The 18,646-nt window shown below is 34.5% G+C and carries 16 protein-coding genes and 2 pseudogenes; 5 read left to right on the top strand and 13 right to left on the bottom strand.

The window, feature by feature from the left end:
• Positions 1-348 precede the first annotated feature (348 nt).
• From INR76_RS08925 to INR76_RS14035, 3 genes and pseudogenes are all read left to right on the top strand, one after another.
• Positions 349-621, top strand: a complete 273-nt coding sequence (locus INR76_RS08925; RefSeq protein WP_223107554.1) for a hypothetical protein — start codon at positions 349-351, stop codon at positions 619-621.
• Between the two features lie 555 nt (positions 622-1,176).
• A pseudogene (locus INR76_RS08920) lies at positions 1,177-1,462 on the top strand (DUF2200 family protein); the annotation flags it as partial.
• 3 nt (positions 1,463-1,465) lie between these two features.
• Positions 1,466-1,537 (top strand): annotated as a pseudogene (locus INR76_RS14035) (DUF2200 family protein); the annotation flags it as partial.
• Positions 1,538-1,606: 69 nt separating this feature from the next.
• Here the strand turns inward: INR76_RS14035 and INR76_RS08910 are convergent.
• From INR76_RS08910 to INR76_RS08895, 4 genes are read right to left on the bottom strand one after another with little or no spacing between them, the layout of a single operon-like run.
• Positions 1,607-2,029, bottom strand: coding sequence for a hypothetical protein (locus INR76_RS08910; protein ID WP_223107553.1), 423 nt, complete (start codon positions 2,027-2,029; stop codon positions 1,607-1,609).
• A gap of 2 nt (positions 2,030-2,031) precedes the next feature.
• The gene (gene ettA / locus INR76_RS08905) at positions 2,032-3,723 is read right to left on the bottom strand and encodes an energy-dependent translational throttle protein EttA (protein WP_223107552.1); all 1,692 of its coding nucleotides are present in this window, start codon (positions 3,721-3,723) and stop codon (positions 2,032-2,034) included.
• Positions 3,724-3,765: 42 nt separating this feature from the next.
• Complete coding sequence (locus tag INR76_RS08900) at positions 3,766-4,239, bottom strand: DinB family protein (protein WP_223107551.1); 474 nt, start codon at positions 4,237-4,239, stop codon at positions 3,766-3,768.
• Positions 4,240-4,244: 5 nt separating this feature from the next.
• Positions 4,245-4,421 carry a CAL67264 family membrane protein gene (locus INR76_RS08895; protein ID WP_255592892.1) on the bottom strand — a complete coding sequence of 59 codons (177 nt, stop codon included), beginning with the start codon at positions 4,419-4,421 and terminating at the stop codon, positions 4,245-4,247.
• A gap of 180 nt (positions 4,422-4,601) precedes the next feature.
• Here INR76_RS08895 and INR76_RS08890 point away from each other — a divergent pair, with 180 nt between their 5' ends.
• On the top strand, positions 4,602-6,245 hold the full coding sequence (locus INR76_RS08890; RefSeq protein ID WP_223107550.1) for an acyl-CoA carboxylase subunit beta: 1,644 nt from the start codon (positions 4,602-4,604) through the stop codon (positions 6,243-6,245).
• A 71-nt stretch (positions 6,246-6,316) separates the two neighbouring features.
• Here the strand turns inward: INR76_RS08890 and INR76_RS08885 are convergent, their stop codons facing one another.
• The 9 genes from INR76_RS08885 to holA form a co-directional block, all read right to left on the bottom strand.
• On the bottom strand, positions 6,317-8,125 hold the full coding sequence (locus INR76_RS08885) for a VWA domain-containing protein (protein WP_223107549.1): 1,809 nt from the start codon (positions 8,123-8,125) through the stop codon (positions 6,317-6,319).
• Positions 8,126-8,218: 93 nt separating this feature from the next.
• Entirely contained in the window at positions 8,219-9,286 is a 1,068-nt protein-coding gene (locus tag INR76_RS08880; RefSeq protein WP_223107548.1) for an AMP-binding protein, read from the bottom strand.
• A 9-nt stretch (positions 9,287-9,295) separates the two neighbouring features.
• Positions 9,296-10,252 carry a CPBP family intramembrane glutamic endopeptidase gene (locus INR76_RS08875; RefSeq protein WP_223107547.1) on the bottom strand — a complete coding sequence of 319 codons (957 nt, stop codon included), beginning with the start codon at positions 10,250-10,252 and terminating at the stop codon, positions 9,296-9,298.
• Between the two features lie 12 nt (positions 10,253-10,264).
• A complete protein-coding gene (locus tag INR76_RS08870; protein ID WP_223107545.1) occupies positions 10,265-11,305 on the bottom strand; it encodes an o-succinylbenzoate synthase in 1,041 nt (346 codons plus the stop codon).
• A 38-nt stretch (positions 11,306-11,343) separates the two neighbouring features.
• Positions 11,344-11,694 (bottom strand): four helix bundle protein, encoded by a 351-nt coding sequence (locus INR76_RS08865; RefSeq protein WP_223107544.1) that lies wholly within the window; start codon positions 11,692-11,694, stop codon positions 11,344-11,346.
• Positions 11,695-11,736: 42 nt separating this feature from the next.
• The gene (locus INR76_RS08860) at positions 11,737-12,417 is read right to left on the bottom strand and encodes a metal-dependent hydrolase (RefSeq protein ID WP_223107543.1); all 681 of its coding nucleotides are present in this window, start codon (positions 12,415-12,417) and stop codon (positions 11,737-11,739) included.
• Between the two features lie 69 nt (positions 12,418-12,486).
• Positions 12,487-13,389, bottom strand: coding sequence for a 1,4-dihydroxy-2-naphthoate octaprenyltransferase (gene menA, locus INR76_RS08855; protein WP_223107542.1), 903 nt, complete (start codon positions 13,387-13,389; stop codon positions 12,487-12,489).
• A 101-nt stretch (positions 13,390-13,490) separates the two neighbouring features.
• A complete protein-coding gene (locus INR76_RS08850; protein WP_223107541.1) occupies positions 13,491-16,838 on the bottom strand; it encodes a choice-of-anchor I family protein in 3,348 nt (1,115 codons plus the stop codon).
• Positions 16,839-17,097: 259 nt separating this feature from the next.
• Positions 17,098-18,102: a DNA polymerase III subunit delta gene (gene holA, locus INR76_RS08845; RefSeq protein WP_223107540.1), complete on the bottom strand. Its 1,005-nt coding sequence runs from the start codon at positions 18,100-18,102 to the stop codon at positions 17,098-17,100.
• Positions 18,103-18,201: 99 nt separating this feature from the next.
• Between holA and INR76_RS08840 the strand changes: the two genes are divergently transcribed.
• Positions 18,202-18,645, top strand: a complete 444-nt coding sequence (locus INR76_RS08840) for a type I restriction enzyme HsdR N-terminal domain-containing protein (protein WP_223107539.1) — start codon at positions 18,202-18,204, stop codon at positions 18,643-18,645.
• Position 18,646 lies beyond the last annotated feature (1 nt).

Here is an 18,646-nt window from a genome sequence, read left to right as displayed (position 1 = left end):
AATAAAAATTATTTTTTTAAGCCCTACAATTTTTATACAAGACCACTATAACACACTATGAGAAACCCCTGATAATATTAGTCGTTTTACTAACTTCAAATATAACCAACGCACAATTTATTAAGGAAAAATAAATCAATTCTCAAATTGGGTATGGGTTGAGTGCACCGTATCATAGCAATGATGTTTTGTAAATGATAGTTTTTTTTTTCACAAGTAGAGTTAGTGCTTAAGGTCATTTCTGGGTTGAGTTTAGACCTTATGTAGATTTTATTTTAACAAGCTCAGGTGGAAAAGACTTAAATGACAATCTAACTGATGAAATAGCGGAATCAAAAGCCTTGTTGCTTGGCGGAAAAGCAAGAGTTAGGGGCTCCAATTCCTTGGGTAGCACTTCATGTTGAAATTGGAATAGGAACTTCAATTAGAAAATTTAATAAATTAACAGCGTTCGATAGCATCAATAAAGGAGGAATTATTTACCATATTCCCTTTTCCTTTGGAGTGGAATTAGGAAAGAATAATAACGTAAATTTAGGGTTTGAGTATTATTTTCAGCTATCTGTTGAACAATTTGTTGGAGCGTTGGCTGTTGGAATCACATTTCCGTTGAAAAATTAAACGTAAATAAAAGCGCCAAAGAACAATGTACATCATTGATTACTCTGGGTTTAACTACGCCAGAATACAATCGAAATTATCAACATCAGTACCAAACTGAATAAGTTCATACATTTATCCAAAACCCAAACGTGCTAAAACCATAGATAAACAAGGTAGATATGAATCTTGAAATTCAAGCCTATAACAACAAACAAACAGTTACTGACAAAGAAATTTGCGATTAGCTTGCAATAACAATTAGTAGCGAATTATCTGAAACTGAAAGCAAAATATGGCACGCTCACCTTATCTGGTTTATAGAAGGCAACCCTATTGCAGGATACAGCAAGTTAAAGAACTGTATACGCTTAAAGTTCTGGAGCGGGGCAAATTTTGAAGAAGAAAACCTAAAACCCAGCAAAGATAAGTTTTAAGGACGCCTCTATTCGGTATACTGCTATAGACCAAATAGATTTAACTGATTTAAAAAGATGGTTACAGAAATCTAAAGAAATACCATTGGACTATAAAATATTGTAAAAAGAAAAGGAGAATTAATAAGATTGAAATAATATGAAAACTACAACCGAACATTCTGACCGAATGGCAAAATTGACATTTACATCGGTATATCCACACTACATAACAAAAGTGTAAAATAAAAATAGAACCAAAGAGGAGCTACATCAATTAATAAAATGGCTAACGGGTTTTACAACAATGATCTGCAAGAATTGATTGATGAGAAAGCGACTTTTAAGATATTTTTTGACAAAGCAACATTAAACCCAAACGCTACACAGATAACAGTGTTATTTATGGTTATAGAATAGAGGAAATTGATAATCCGTTAACGAAATAGGTTCGATATTTAGATAAATTAGTTGACGAATTAGCAAAAATCAAAAAGATGGAAAAGGATATTACGCGGTGAATAAGTACTTCTATATACTATACACAAAATTACTATCTAAATTACAGTTGAAGTAAAAATAAGTATCGCTTACTCCCTTTCACACAAGACACCCCAAATATTTAGTGTTTGTTTTGCTGTATTAATTTTTACTGTATTTTCATTAAGTACTTTAATTTCGTCTGGATTGCTGTATTGTGGATCAAAAAGGGCGTAAGCATCAAAATCATTAGTTACGAACTGAAGTGTTTTCCAATCTCCTTCACCAATATAAGTTCCTATTTCAGAATGCTTCACGGGTTTTTCATTGGTTTCAGGTTGGGGAATGCTTTTAAAATTTAGTTTAAATGTGTTGTTTTTATAAAGCGTAAGTGAAATAGCAGCAACTCCATTTCCTAAACTTTGATATGCAATAGTCTTTTCGGTACCAAGACGTATTTCAGTTATATTTTTTTTACTGCCGCAAGCATATAAACTTACGGCAAGTATTATAAAGGCTATGGTTTTACGCATTCTTATCGAATAAGTTTTTTATATTTAATTCGTTTAGGCATTACATCGCCTCCTAAACGTTTTTTCTTATTTTCTTCATAGTCACTAAACCCTCCTTCAAAGAAATAAACTTCACTATTTCCTTCAAAAGCAAGAATGTGAGTACAAATACGGTCTAAAAACCAACGGTCGTGAGAAATGACAACAGCGCAACCGGCAAAGTTTTCTAATCCTTCTTCAAGCGCACGTAATGTGTTAACATCAAGATCGTTTGTAGGCTCATCTAGTAATAAAACGTTTCCTTCTTCTTTTAAAGTCATCGCCAAATGCAAACGGTTACGCTCTCCTCCTGACAACTTAGAAACTTTTTTATTCTGTTCACTACCGCTAAAATTAAACCTACTTAAATAGGCACGACTATTTACCTGTTTACCACCCATCATCACTAATTCTTGTTCATCACTAAAGTTTTGCCAAATGGTTTTTTCAGGATCTATATTGGCGTGTGATTGATCTACGTATGCAATTTTGGCTGTATCACCTACTTCAAAAGTTCCTTTATCAGGTTCAATTTCACCCATAATCATTTTAAATATGGTGGTTTTACCAGCACCGTTTGGACCAATAATACCTACAATCCCTGCTTGTGGAAGTTTAAAGTTTAAGTCATCATATAATAACTTATCCCCAAAGGCTTTAGATACTCCTTTGGCTTCAATCACATTGGTACCTAATCGAGGCCCATTAGGAATATAAATTTCAAGCTTGTCATCTAGCTTATTTTGGTCTTGACTTAATAACTTATCATAGTTATTTAAACGTGCTTTTTGTTTAGACTGTCGTCCTTTTGGAGCCATACGTACCCACTCAAGTTCACGTTCTAGTGTCTTTTGACGTTTACTAGCTTGTTTTTGCTCTTGAGCCATGCGCTTAGATTTTTGATCTAGCCAAGATGAGTAGTTACCTTTCCAAGGGATTCCTTCTCCGCGGTCTAGTTCTAATATCCATCCAGCTACATTATCTAAGAAATAACGGTCGTGAGTAACAGCAATAACAGTACCTTTATATTGTGCTAAGTGATGCTCTAGCCAATGTACACTTTCTGCATCTAAGTGGTTGGTAGGCTCATCTAGTAATAAAACATCAGGTTCTTGTAATAATAAACGACATAAAGCTACTCTGCGACGCTCTCCCCCAGAAAGAACACTTATTTTCTTATCTTTTTCAGGGGTACGAAGGGCATCCATAGCTATTTCAAGTTTGGTGTCCAGCTCCCAAGCATTGGTTGCATCAATTTTATCTTGCAACTTGGCTTGTTTATCCATAAGTTCCTGCATTTTATCAGGGTTTTCATAAACTTCTGGTAAGCCAAACATATCATTAATCTTGTTGTATTCATCTAGAACATCAACAACTTCTTTAACACCTTCTTTTACAACTTCCATTACAGTTTTGTCTTCATCAAGTTCTGGCTCTTGCTCAAGCATTCCTACGCTGTAATTGGGAGCAAAAACAACGTCACCTTGGTAGTTTTGGTCCTTACCTGCGATAATCTTCAGTAATGTAGATTTACCACTTCCGTTAAGACCTAAAATTCCAATTTTTGCCCCATAAAAGAAACTTAGGTAAATATTTTTAAGTACTGGTGTTTGTGCACTTTGAAAAGTTTTTGTCACACCAGACATTGAGAAAATCACTTTTTTATCGTCTGCCATTATATATTATAATTTTAGGTTGTTATTCTGTTTTTAAAATTATTAGCTTGAATGTTGATTTAACAAACGTGCTAATACTACTAGTTGACCAGTATGATACGCTGTGTGCTCTATCACCAACAATAGTTCCCTTAGCAAAGTATGTTTACTTTCTGAAGAAACTTCTGTTGTTAACTCTTTATCGTCAATAAGATGTTCTAATTGTTTTCTGTCTTCTATATATTTTTTCTGAAGTTGCTCCCATTCTATCGTATTTTCTGGAGCTGTTTTACTGGGCCAATAATCATCTGGCCACTTGGGAGTTTTATAATCTGCTGAAATACAATAGTCCAATATATCCTTTTGTGCATACGTAATATGATACAACAATTCATAACAAGAATAAGGCAATGAAAAAGGACGTTCTCCAACTTTCTGAAAAGGTATTTCTGAAATGATTTCAGTAATAGGAATAAAAGCTTCACCACCCAATAGATGTTTTTTAAGAAGTGTTTTTGTTGTAATCTCTAGACTCATCAATTTTATACTCGTCCTTTAAGTGCATTAAAAACCCAAGCAATAGCAAAAAAACCAATTCCTACCGATGCAAACCCCCATCCGGCAACATCATCATATTTAAAAGCACCCATGGCAATTAGTCCCAATCCCACTATAATCATTATAAATGTAGCCCAAGCTAATACTGTATTCTTATTCATCATATTTTTATCCTTCTTATTTCTTGTCATAGTATAGTATACCTCTATCAATATTCATATCAAGTGTTTTTTTGGAGATATGAATGTTACATTAATTAAACAAATATCGGTAATAAAATAGATATTTACCGTACCAAAATGTCATAGTTTCGTATTTTTGAGAAAATTGGAATGAGTATTATGAATATGACCTTTAACAAAAACGAAGACCACAATAAGTTATCTGTTTCAGATTTAAAAAAGAAACTAACCAAAGTAAAATTAGGAGGCGGTCAAAAACGAATTGAAAAACACCACGCCAAAGGAAAAATGACAGCCAGAGAGCGAATTGACTATCTGCTAGACAACAAAAAACCTAGTATTGAAATAGGCGCTTTTGCCGGCGATGGTATGTATGAAGAACACGGTGGTTGCCCAAGTGGTGGTGTAGTAGTAAAAATAGGTTACGTTAAAGGCAAGCAATGTATTGTTGTAGCAAATGACGCCACAGTAAAAGCCGGTGCTTGGTTTCCTATTACGGCAAAAAAGAATTTAAGAGCTCAAGAAATATCTATTGAAAACAAGCTACCAATTATCTATCTGGTAGATAGTGCCGGAGTGTATCTACCTATGCAAGATGAAATTTTTCCAGATAAAGAACACTTCGGAAGAATTTTCAGAAATAATGCTGTAATGAGTAGTATGGGTATTACTCAAATTGCAGCCGTGATGGGAAGCTGCGTAGCTGGTGGTGCCTACTTACCTATTATGAGTGATGAAGCTTTAATTGTAAATAAAACAGGAAGTATTTTTCTCGCCGGAAGTTATTTGGTAAAGGCAGCCATAGGAGAAAGTATTGAAAATGAAGAACTAGGTGGCGCCAAAACTCACTGTGAAGTAAGCGGGGTTACAGATTATAAAGCTGAAGATGATAAAGATGCTTTAGAAACAATTCAAAATATTGTTTCTAAAATTGGCGATTTTGATAAAGCCGGTTTTAACCGAGAAAAAGCTGCAAAACCCAAAGAAGATCCAAAAGAAATTTACGGAATTTTACCAAAATCCCGCACCGAACAATATGATATGCGCGAGATTATCAAACGTTTGGTTGATGATAGCGACTTTGAAGAATATAAAGAAGGGTATGGTCAAACTATCTTAACCGGTTATGCACGTATTGATGGATGGGCCGTAGGTATTGTTGCTAATCAACGTAAACTAGTAAAAACCACCAAGGCCAAGACAAAACCTAGTGAAATGCAGTTTGGCGGTGTGATTTATAGTGATAGTGCTGATAAAGCTACACGCTTTATTGCCAACTGTAATCAGAAAAAAATTCCATTGGTATTTTTACAAGATGTAACCGGTTTTATGGTAGGAAGTAAAAGTGAACACGGCGGAATTATAAAAGATGGAGCTAAAATGGTAAATGCTGTAAGTAACAGTGTGGTTCCAAAATTTACCATAGTAGTAGGAAATAGCTATGGTGCCGGAAATTACGCCATGTGCGGAAAAGCGTATGACCCTAGATTAATTGCAGCTTGGCCAAGCGCTGAACTAGCTGTAATGAGTGGTAATAGCGCTGCAAAAGTTTTACTACAAATAGAAACCGCTTCTCTTAAAAAGCAAGGAAAAGAAATTACACCAGAGGTAGAAAAAGAATTGTTTGATAAAATTAAAAAAAGTTATGACGAGCAGATTTCTCCATACTATGCAGCTGCCAGAATATGGACCGATGCCGTAATTGACCCACTAGACACTCGTAAATGGATTAGTATGGGCATTGAAGCTGCAAACCACGCTCCTATTGAAAAGAAATTTAATATGGGGGTTTTACAAGTATAAAACAATCAAACAGCTTATCTTACATTGAAAAGGAGCGATTAATCGCTCCTTTTTTATATTTCTTTTAGTGTTTATTTATAGCTTTTCACCAATCTTATAAATTCTGCCCTATAACCTTCATTATCATCGCCTCTTCCGGCTTCGGCCAATTGAATTACCTTTTCACGGTTTTGAGTTTCTATAAATTTTGAATCGCGCAATTGCTGCCCAAATAATGCCACAGCTGCCGAAAATTGAAAATCTGTTGACGTGTTTTGAATATTTCGCGTTTCATCATTAAGTGATTTAACAATCAAGTGACTTGTATCTTCATCAGGGTTTTTATATCTAAATTTTACCGTTAAAAGTTCGTTGCTATTTTTTGAAGTATTTGTGGTGTTGGTATATTTTAAATCATCAATATCTTTTAAATATTTACTATCAACACCAACAGGAATTATTTCATAAAGAGCTGTAACGGTATGACCGCTGCCTAACTCACCTGCATCTTTAGTATCATCATTAAAATCTTCATCATTTAATAGACGGTTTTCATAACCTATTAATCTATAAGCTTGAACTTTTTTAGGATTAAACTCTACCTGTAACTTTACGTCTTTTGCTATAGTATAGATAGTTCCGAAGAACTCGGTTCCCAACACTTTTTTGGCTTCTTGCATAGTATCAATATAAGCGTGATTACCATTCCCTTTATCTGCTAAGGTTTCCATTTTGGAATCTTTGTAATTACCCATTCCAAATCCAAGACACGTTAAAAACACTCCACTTTTACGCTTTTCTTCAATCAAATCTTCCATGGCTCTATCACTTGATGCTCCTACATTAAAATCACCATCGGTGGCTAGAATTACACGATTATTACCATTTTTAATAAAATTTTCTTCAGCAATTTTATAGGCAAGTTTGATACCTTCGCCCCCAGCTGTTGATCCTCCTGCTCTTAATTTATCAATAGCTTCCATAATTTTATCTTTATTAGCACCGCTTGTAGGTTCTAAAACAGTTCCTGCTGCTCCTGCATAAACTACAATACTTACTCTATCTTCCTCACGTAGTTTATCAACCAACACACCCATTGCAGATTTAAGTAACCCAAGTTTATTTTCTGAATTCATAGAGCCTGAAACATCCAGTAAAAAAACTAAATTACTAGCAGGTGTATGTTCTGTTGCTATATCTTTTCCTTTTAAACCAATTTTAACCAACTTAGTTCCAGAGTTCCAAGGTGAATTAGCCACTTCTGTTAGTATTGAAAAAGGCTCATTTTTATTAGGTTGAGGATAATTATAATTAAAGTAATTAATCATTTCTTCAATTTTAACAGCATCCTTCGGAATTTTTTGACCATTATTAATCATCCTACGTATATTACTGTATCCGGCTTTATCCACATCAATTGAAAAGGTAGATAAGGGAGCGGTTACTACACTCTTAAAAATATTTTCTTCAATCTTTGCATATGATTCGTTATCAGAAACCTGATTGTTTGTTGGGTATGGAGGAGGACTAAGCTGAGACGTAGAGACCATGCCTCTTAATATCACTTTTTTTTCAGCTGCTGCGTCGTACATCATAACAACTTCTTCTAGTTCAGCTCCTGGGTTCATCTGCACATTAATTGCTTTATTATTTTTTACTTTTCTAGTAACTGTTTTGTAACCCACATAATTAAACTCAAGTTCATCACCAATAGAAGCTTTAAGCTGATACGCTCCATCAAAATCGGTTTGAGTTCCTTTACTTGAGTTTTTAATCAAAATATTAACTCCAGTAAGCGGAGTATTTGTTTCATCTGTAACGATTCCGGTTACAGTAACTTGTTGGGCTTGAAGAATAATTGCTGTGAAGAAAACACAGAAAATAGTGGTTATTGATTTCATAAAGATTTGATTTTAAGAGTGATTTGTCAATTTTAATAGATAAGTATCAAAAATGAAACCAAACTCAAAAAACACCTTATAACAACAAAGTACTTATTTATATTTCTGAAGAAGTTCTAATAGAGCTGCTCGTTTCACTTTTCCGGTTTCTGTGTACGGAAATTGGGATAGACTTACAATTTTCTTGGGGCGTTCATATTTTGTAAGCTTTTCAAAAACTTGTGAGTAATCAGGAATCGTTTGAGCCTTGCTTTCTATAACTAAGATAACCCGTTCACCTAACTCATTGTTTTTTTCTGAAGCAATTATAAACGGTTCTTCTATAAATTGTGATAGACTCTCTTCAACTTTTTCGGGAAAAATCTTTACGCCTCCACTATTAATCACGTTATCATATCGACCTAGCCAAGTAAATGAAGTAGCCGACTGTAAACTTACCACATCATTTGTTACAACTTTTTCTTCTGAAATTTCGGGAGCCGAAATAACTAAACATTCTCGGTCATCTTGTGAAAATTTTACATTAGGCAAAGCTGAAAACTGTTCGCTTCGTGCGGGACCATTAATCCTTCTTACGGCAATATGAGTGATGGTTTCGGTCATTCCGTATGTGGCAAAAACTTCAGTGGGAACAGTTTGTAAAGCCGCTTCTAGCTCTTTAGAAACCGGTCCGCCGCCTATAATTAATTTTTTTACTTTATGTAAAGCGTCTATTGAATGATGAACTTGATACGGAACCATGGCTACAAAGTCATAATCATTGTCATATTGAGTGAGCGCATCTTTTTCTGGGGCAACTACGTGCAAGTTCCAACCCATTACCATTGCTCTCACCAACATCATTTTGCCGGCAATATAATTGGCCGGTAAACAAAGTAATGCCGATGTGTTTGAAGCTAGTTTAAAGTAACTAGCAGTAGCTTTGGCGCTATTAATCATAGCTTGTTTGGGCAAATGAATTTTTTTTGGTTTTCCCGTAGAGCCTGATGTTTTTACTGTAATGGTAGTAGTATCATCAAGCCAGTTTATGATAAATGCACCTATATGAGTTTCATATTCATCACCTTCTTTTTGTAACGTTTCAGCAAAGCTGTATAGCTCATCTTTGGTTTCATATTGAAGCCCGTTAAAAGTAAATGATGTATGAAAAGGCAGTTCCATAAGATTAACCTAATATTCAATCTGTTCTTCAGAAAGTTTTGGTGGTGGTGTAATATTTCCGAAGAGCTTTTCTCGCCAATTAGTCCATTTGTACTTCCAAGCCATAATACCAATTAAGATAGGATACATTACAAGAACAGGAATTAGGATATCAAATCCGGCTGAAGGATTTGAAATGTCTTTTAAAATAGAGTTGGTTTGAAAAACGGTCCAATCTGCTGTTACTAAAAGCGCAGCTATAAGATTGTTTCCGGCGTGAAAGCCAAGAGCTAGCTCCATACCTTCATCCATTAAAGTTATAATACCCAAAAAGAAACCGGTACCAATGTAATATATCATAATAATATTACCTAGTTTATCTACTTCGGGATTAAAAAAGTGAAGGCCTCCAAAAACAACTGATGTAATTATCAATGGTAACCAACGGTTTTTTGCTATAACACCAATACCTTGCATTAAGTATCCTCGAAACAGATATTCTTCAAAACTGGTTTGCAACGGTATCATTAATATAGCAATAATTGCCAAAATGATAAAAGGTACTGCTTCAAACTGAACAATATAGTCATCTGGATTTGAATAATAATCAACTACCGTTAGTAAGATTGTGGGTATAGCTACCAATAAAAATGAAAACCATATGCGGCCCCAATCTACTTTTTTACGAGAAGTTGTAACAGCTTTAAGCGGTTGATTATGTAAATATTTTACAATCAATACTACAGCAACAAGACCAATAACAAAGCTTAGCAACATTAAAAAGAGTGTCAAGTTTGAGTCTAAGGCTGTCATTAATGTAGCCGGATCATCCAAAGAGGTAATATCTCCACCTTCTCCCATAACCTTTAATGCAGCAATTAACACAAATGGTAAAGCTCCTAATTGAGATGCAATAAATATAACAACAGCGCCAACTATGTAGCGCCAAGAATCGTGTAGATAATTGAAAGCTTGTTTTATGAACATACTATATAGTTTTTATTTTAATAAAGCAGTTTCCCACTGCTTGTTAGTATCATATTGTATGGTTCCGTTACAAACTTTTAAAGGAGATTTAATATTATTTGTATACAAACTTCCGGTACCTAATCCTTGTGGCAATGTACTGTTTTTTGTGAATGTATATTGCGAAATAGCATTTAATCCCACATTACTTTCTAGAGCAGAGGTAATCCACCAACCTATTGAATTTGTTTCGGCCAAATTAATCCAACTATCACTACCTGCAAAACCACCTACAAGGCTTGGTTTTAAAATAATATATTGCGGTTGTATCGTTTGTATTAATTTCTTTTTTTCTTCTGAAGAAAATACACCTATCAACTCTTCATCTAGAGCGATAGGAAGTGGTGTCTCTTCGCAAAGAACAGCCATTTCTTCCCATTGACCTTGTTTTATAGGCTGCTCAATTGAATGCAATTGTAATTCTGATAATGTTTTAAGTTTTTCTAAAGCTTCGGAAGGGTTAAAGGCTCCATTGGCATCTACACGCAATTCTATTTCAGAAGCAGAAAACTCTTTTCTAATAGATTTTAATAATTCTATTTCAGTATCAAAATCAATAGCACCAATTTTCATTTTTATGCATTGAAATCCTTCTTTTAATTTTTCTGAAATTTGTTTTTTCATAAAGTCTTTATCTCCCATCCAGATAAGCCCATTGATTGGTATAGTAGCTTTTCCAGTAGAAAATTGCGACTGAAAAATTTGAAAAGGGTCTTGAGCTTGTAAAGATGCAAAAGCAGTTTCTACCCCTATTTGAATAGATGGAAACTCGGTAAGTTGATGGTATAAATATTCTTTACCTTTTTCAATATTATCACATACCCATTTTAACTTTTCTTCATAATCTGGACGATCATCAATACTTAGGCTTCGCAAGATGCCACACTCACCAACACCCCATTTTTTATTATTTTCAAGTATTAAAAACCAAGTTTCTTTGGTACGCAAAACGCCCCGGGAAGTTCCGCTGGGACGTTTAAAATTGAGCGTGTGTTTTTTGTGAGTTGCTTTCAAATTGGATTATTAGAATTTTAGATTATTAGATTGTTGGACTATTTTAAGGTTGATTTAAATTTAGAAGTCATTTTGATTATTGCTTCTAGGTCTTCTAAAACTAGTTGAAGAGATTTTTTATTTATATAGCCTAAATCATTTGCAATTAATAATTGTGTTTCTACCTCATAGCAAGAGCCAATTGCAATTTCTAAAAATCTAGAAAAATCTTTATTTGACTTTCTTGAAGTTCCTTCTGCTATATTTGAGGGAATTGAAACGCTTGCTCTTCTTAACTGATTTACTAAACCAAATTTTTCAGATTCTGGGAATAAGGATGTAATTTCATATATGTGCTTACAAAATGCTCTACTTTTCTTCCAAACTTTTAACTCCTTAAATCTATGCATATTTATGAATCTAAAAATCAAAACATCTAAATTACTAACCTGCTAAAGTTCAATCGATTCACCTATTTCTAATAACATTAAATCTTTATTTGCGTCATAGAATTTCTTTTTAGCTTCTTCGTGGTCAATTTCAATGTAACCAAAAGTGTCATAATGAACACCTAATACTTTATCACATTCTATAAAATCACTTGCAATAATTGCATCATCTACGCCCATTGTAAAATTATCTCCAATAGGTAAAATTGCAAGATCTAGTTTGGTGTGCATAGGAATTAATTTCATATCCATCGTCAATGCTGTATCACCTGCAATGTATATGTTTTTGTGTTCGCCTTCAATTACAAACCCGCCAGGTTGTCCGCCGTAGCTTCCATCAGGAAAAGAACTGGTATGGATTGCATTTACATACTTAACATATCCAAAATCAAATTGCCATTCTCCTCCGTGATTCATGGGGTGTACGTCAAAGCCTTTTTCTTCATAGTGATTGGCAATTTCAAAATTACTAACTATTGTAGCTCCAGTATTTTTGGCAATAGCTTCTGCATCTAGTATGTGATCTTGATGTGCGTGGGTAAGCAAGATGTAGTCTGCTTTTAAGTCATCAATATTAACTTTATCTTTTGAAAGGTCGTTGCCGGTGATAAATGGGTCTACAATCAAGTTTTTTCCACCCACTTTAATGGCAAGGCTGTTTTGGCCGTAGAATGTAATTTTCATATGTTTCTGTTTTTCTTTAAATATACTAAGCAGAATAAAGAAAAGCGTTAATTTTTTTCAAAAAAAAGCTTAGAAAGAAACCGTTAGTAAAAAAAGGAGGGCAAATAAAAAGGTACTTAACGCAACTTTTTTCAATTCAGGATCTAATAATGGTGGTGATTCATTTGTATAAACTTTGCGAATATTTATAAACAAAGGAATAAAAGCTATGAGTGGTAAAAACTCAATATTTGCTTCTGCTTTTACAATAAAGTAGAGTACTGAGGCTATAAAAGCAACACTTATTAAAGCCGTATGGTAATGCTTTACTTTTTGACCTCCCAAAACTACGGCAAGTGTGTTTTTATTTACTTTGGCATCGGTTAATCTGTCTCGCATATTATTCAAGTTTAAAACTGCAGCACTCAATAAACCAATAACAATAGCGGGTAAAACAATATAGTCACCTAAACTCTTACTGAATAAAAAGTAACAGCCCATAACGCCAAGCAACCCAAAAAACAGAAATACAAATAAATCTCCCAAAGCTCTATAACCATAGGCTTTTTTGCCTACAGTATAGGTTATGGCAGCAATAATCGCAGCAATACCTAGATTAAAAAAAATAAAAGATAATATAAAGTTTTCATTTCCGAACGCGATAAAAATTAACATAGTGGCAATTAACAAGGTAATAGCAGCGGTAATAATCATACCTATTTTTAATTCTTTAGCTTTAAGCAAACCGCTTTGCATAGCTCTTGCCGGTCCTACGCGATCTTCATTATCGGTACCCTTAACACCATCACCATAATCATTTGCAAAATTTGATAAAATTTGAAAACCTAAGGTTGTTAATAAAGCTAAAACACAAATGGAAAGCTTAAAATATCCTTCTGAAATAGCCACAGCGCTGGCTGTTATAATTCCGGAAATTGATAAAGGAAGTGTACGAAGACGGGCTGCAGAAACCCAAGCACGTAATTTCTTCATATTATATTGCTCTTATACGGTGTCGCAAAAATACAGTTAAATTAAAAAACCACCTCCTATAAGGAAGTGGCTTTTCTAAAAAATATTAAACTACTTAAAAACTACTTGATAATAAGCTTTTGTGAAACACCGTTTTTATTTTTTACAATATACGTTCCAGTAGTTAGGTTTGAAATGTTAATTGATGCCCCATCAAGTATTGATGAAACAAGACGACCACTCATATCAAACACGTTGTAGGTTCCTGGTTTGCTTACAAATACATTATTTGACGCCGGATTAGGATACAGTGTAAACGTACTTTCTGAAGCTACAGTAAAATCTGGAGTTGATAGTACAATATTATCAAGAGAATACAAGCTTACCGTTGCACTTACCTCATTTGAAACAATAATCATAGCCGTTCCGTTAGGGCTTTCTTCAGCTGAAACAAATGCTATTCCTTCCGGACCTAAATCACCTGCTTCATCGCCTCCTTCTACTACATCACGATTATTTACGTATTGTAAAAATTGTGGAGAAACAGGATTGGTAATATCATAAACCATAACACCTCCTATGCGCTCTAATAAAATAAACGCATATGTGTTACCTTCAATTTCTTGCACCAATACACCTTCAGGTTCTGGTCCTTTGTTATCACTTCGGTTTTTATAATTGTTGTTGCTATTACTTGCATTAAAAATAGCTCCATATGTAGGGTCTGCTGCGGTAATTACCTCAAAGTCGTTTCCGCTATCATACACCATTACTCCGGTTTCAGCTTCAAAAATACTGAATGAACGTCCTCCAAAAATGTGTATTTCTTCAAACAATCCATCATCATTTGCATCACCGGAAGCATTGGTGACAGCAATTTCAGAAAGATTTGATTCTAATTCTAATATATCAATGTTATTGAATACTGAAGGGTCTAATGTATAATCACTATCACCTATTTTTCGTTCTTCTTCAAATGTGTCATATTCTCTTGCATCACCCTCGTTGGCTGTAACAATATAGCTTGTTCCGTTTACTTCATAAAATGCAATAGCATCTGGCATATACATCCCTTTTACCGGCCAAGAAGCATTAAAAATAAAGTCTGTTTCGTCTGAAAGATCTAAAGAGTTTTCAGGAAGACTGTGATCTTTCAAGCCAAACGATATTACATCTGTAATTTCCATATTTGCAATATCTACAATAGCATACGCATTGTTTTCTTGCAACACAACGTAAGCTTTTTGTGAGTCTGAAGAAACGGTAATGTATTCTGGTTCTAAATCTTGAGAAACCGTAGCTCCCGGACCAAAAATACGAACACCATCATTGATTAAATCTGCTTGTGAGGCATCAAAATCGTTAAAATTTAAAGTAGTTACACTAGCTTGTGAAATTGAAGCCAAACCACCACTTACATCTATTAACGATACAGTTCCTTCAGGATCTATTGAGTAATCATCGTTTGGTTCGCCTTCATTTGCAGATAATAACCAGTTACCATCTGGACTAAAAGTTATCATATCTGGCAATGCACCAACCTCAACAACCACAGGGTTGTTTCCATCAACATCAGCAAATACAATTAAGCCATTATCAGTTTTAGGGTCTACTGAAACTGCAGCTGCTACCATTCCATTTTTGGTTGCAACACTTTGCACACTTGCTCCGCCAAAATCTGAAACATCTACGGTAGCTAGCGGCTGAATATCTTCAGGGTTTGAAAAATCTAAAACCTCAATTGTACTTGAGTTTGTTACAAACAATCGCTGAGTTGTAGCATCGTATGCTGTAATTTCGGCAGTACCATCTGCATCAACCAAATAACTTGTTAGGTAGTTTACATCTAGTACAGATGCATCTGTTTCAGGAACTATTGTATCGTCATCTAGAATGTAAACTGAAAAAATATCACTACCAGAAACTGTCGCGTTGGTTACATTTTGTAATTCAACTACAAAAAAGATATCGCTGTTATCTTCTGTATTATCTATAATAGGAATAGTAATTGTTTGCGAAGCATCACTACCAACTGGAAATGTAACTGTTTCGGTAGCTGAAAATGTAAAATCTGTACCTTCTATAGCTGTCCCAGCAGGGTTTAGCACTACATCTACAGTTGCCTCTGTTGTTACTACTTGAGAAGGAGTGATTGTGATAGTTACTTCTGTTCCATCTTCTGAAACCGATGTGTAAGCCTCATCAAAACTTACTACTACTTGCGAAACTGCAGGTCCGTTACCCGGTGATGCAATATTTGGCACATCATTACTGTCACCACCTTGAGCAATTGTTTCAACTGCGCCATTGGCATTACCAACAACACTAAAAGCAGCTAAATCAACATCGTAAGATTGTCCGTCATTAGCGTCTGTATCTGGATATGAAGCAGAATCAAGAGGTGTGTTGGTTGTTGGGTCTCCTGCCCAAAGCGTAACTGCATCGCCACCGCCTCCTAGTCCAGCGCCGTCTGTGTAACCAATTTCGATACCTGTTAAATCAATTACAGGACTCCATACATCTGTAAAAGTTGTAATATCTGCTGTATTATCGGTAATTAAAACAATTACTCTAGCTCCTGGTTGAATTTCAGTTAATCCTTGAATTAAATCAGCGGTTGTTGGATCTGCAGATTCATCATCGTAGTATAGGTCTTCGCTTACTCCAGAGGTCCAAGCTACTGTTCCTGTATTTTCTATTTCAAACCAATCTGCAGTTAAATCTGTACCGCTTTGACCCGAAAATATTTCAGTAATAGTTAATTGTAAAGGATCTGCTGCAGGTTCTCCTTCAAATTTTATGTTGTCTAAGTATATAGCTTCTGAACCGGAGTTGGTACGTACTTCAACTACCAATGTAGCTGTAATATCATCTGGAATTGTAACAGTTCCTGTAATCCAAGAACCTTCAATACCTAAATCATTAATATCTGACCCTTCTGTGTTTAAGATGTCTATTTCGGTAGAGTTTGTTTCATCTTTTACGTAAATACGAATACGGTCACTACTACTTTCATTAACAGTACCATCTCCTTCGTATCCGGTTTCGTTAATAAAGTAATCTACAGAAATTGTATTATTTGTATAATCTGTAAAATCTACAGCATCAAATTCTACAATCATATTTCCGTCGCTATCTGAAAGTTGATATCCTTGAACACCATCTGTATAGTTTGCTACATCACCAACAAAACTTGTAACCCCTACAAAGTCACCATCAGTAAGACCGTTACTAGGAGTTGTGTATGGTTCATAACGTGCGTTAAAACCTATTTCATCAGCAACTTGTGTAAAATCTACTGGTGATTCATCTACGTTATTGATTAGGTCGTGTGCTACAGATGCGTCACCGGTATCTGTATATTGACTCCCTGTAGAAGGTTCTTCAAAACTTGTTGATGCAATTGTTTCGGTTTGTGCAACTGCAATGGCGCTTATTAATAAAGCCGCCAAAAAAGTAATTTTTTTCATTAGTATAATTAGTTTTTTAATTTGGTGGCTAAATTAGTTGTAGTATGTACCAGCAGTCTTAGCTGAAATTTAAATTACCGTAAAGGATACTCATAGATTTTATTAAATATCTTGTAGTATATTAATTTTAAGTAATGAAAAGGTTAGGTCTAGTATTGAAGAACTTTAGCTTGGACGACAACAGAGTATTTCAAATTCTTTTTTTTCGAATAATTTTACACGTACAGTGTGTTTGTGAAAAAAAATAGAAGTATAAATGTTAATTAAAGATTTTGACAAGCATTTCTTTAAGCAAATCTCCTTGTTCAATATTTGCAGCACCAACACCTTTACTTTTCATGTCAACTTCTCGAATGTGACCAATAATTGCACTTACCTTTTTCATAGGGTAATTGCGTGCAGCCAATTGGTAATCTTTTATAAAATAAGGATTAACACCTAGTGCTTTTGAAGCTTGTGTTTTATCTGTTAAAGCGTGGTATTTTAAAAGTTTTGAAAAGAATGAATACAGCAAGGCTACTGTCATGACCAAAGGATTGTTTTTAGGGTTTTGGGCAAAGTATTGCACAATAGAGTATGCTTTTTTAATGTCGCGTTCGCCAATGGCATTCTGCAATTCAAAATTATTGAAGTCTTTACTTATTCCTATATTCTGCTCAATAAGTTGAGGTGTAATTTGCGCTCCCGGCTTGATAATTAACTGAAGTTTTTGCAGTTCATTATTAACTTTACTCAAATCATTTCCTAGAAACTCTGTAAGCATTTGGGCTGCTTTGGGAGTAATGGTATAACCACGACCAGCCAATACTCGTTTAATCCAGTCTGGCACTTGGTTTTCATATAGTTTTTTGCTTTCAAAAAGTTCACCAGTTTTTTTGATTGTTTTTGCCAATTTTTTACGAGCATCTAGCTTTTTGTATTTATAACAAATAACCAGGACTGTTGTGGGTTGAGGATTTTCAGCATAAGCGGCTAAATTTTCTATGGTTCTAGATAAGTCTTGCGCTTCTTTTACAATCACAACTTGTTTATCTGCCATCATTGGGTATCTTTTGGCATTGCTTACAATCTCATCAATAGAGACATCACGACCGTATAAAACTATTTGATTGAATCCTTTTTCTTCTTCAGACAGTATTGTGTCTTTAATAAAACTAGATATACCATCGATATAATACGGTTCTTCGCCCATCAAAAAGTAAATGGGTTTTACGTTTCCGTTTTTAATGTCAGTGATTATCGTTTTGGCTTTGTCTAAAGGCATAGATATAAAATGAGGGTTTTTAAAGATAAACGTATAGATTTATCATAAAAGGTAATTGTCAAATTTTGTAGCTACTGAAGGAAACTGTTACTTTGTTGCATGCAACCGTTAGATTTTCCAAAATATCAGTTTCGTTTCAAAAGTAGTGAAAACAAAACGTTCATTTTTGATGAAATAAGAAAAAAATTCATTGTTCTCACTCCCGAAGAATGGGTAAGACAACATGTTATTCAGTTTTTAATTTCTGAAAAAAATTATGCAAAGTCTTTAATTAATGTTGAAAAACAATTGAAGGTAAAAAACACTATTAAAAGGTATGATGTAGTAGTTTATAATACAGACGGTAGTATTTTTTTAATTGTAGAGTGTAAGGCTCCATCTGTACAGATTAACCAACAAACGTTTGACCAAATAGCAAGATACAACCTTGTAGCAGATGCTGCATACCTAATGGTTACTAATGGATTAAACCATTATTATTGTCAACTAGATTATGAAAATGAAAAGTATATTTTTTTTAAAGACTTACCGTTTAAGAAGTAAT

The organism is Marixanthomonas sp. SCSIO 43207 (assembly GCF_019904255.1).
GTDB lineage: Bacteria > Bacteroidota > Bacteroidia > Flavobacteriales > Flavobacteriaceae > Marixanthomonas.
The sequence above is the reverse complement of the archived record's forward strand: the minus strand, read 5'-3'. Positions and strand labels throughout refer to the sequence as shown.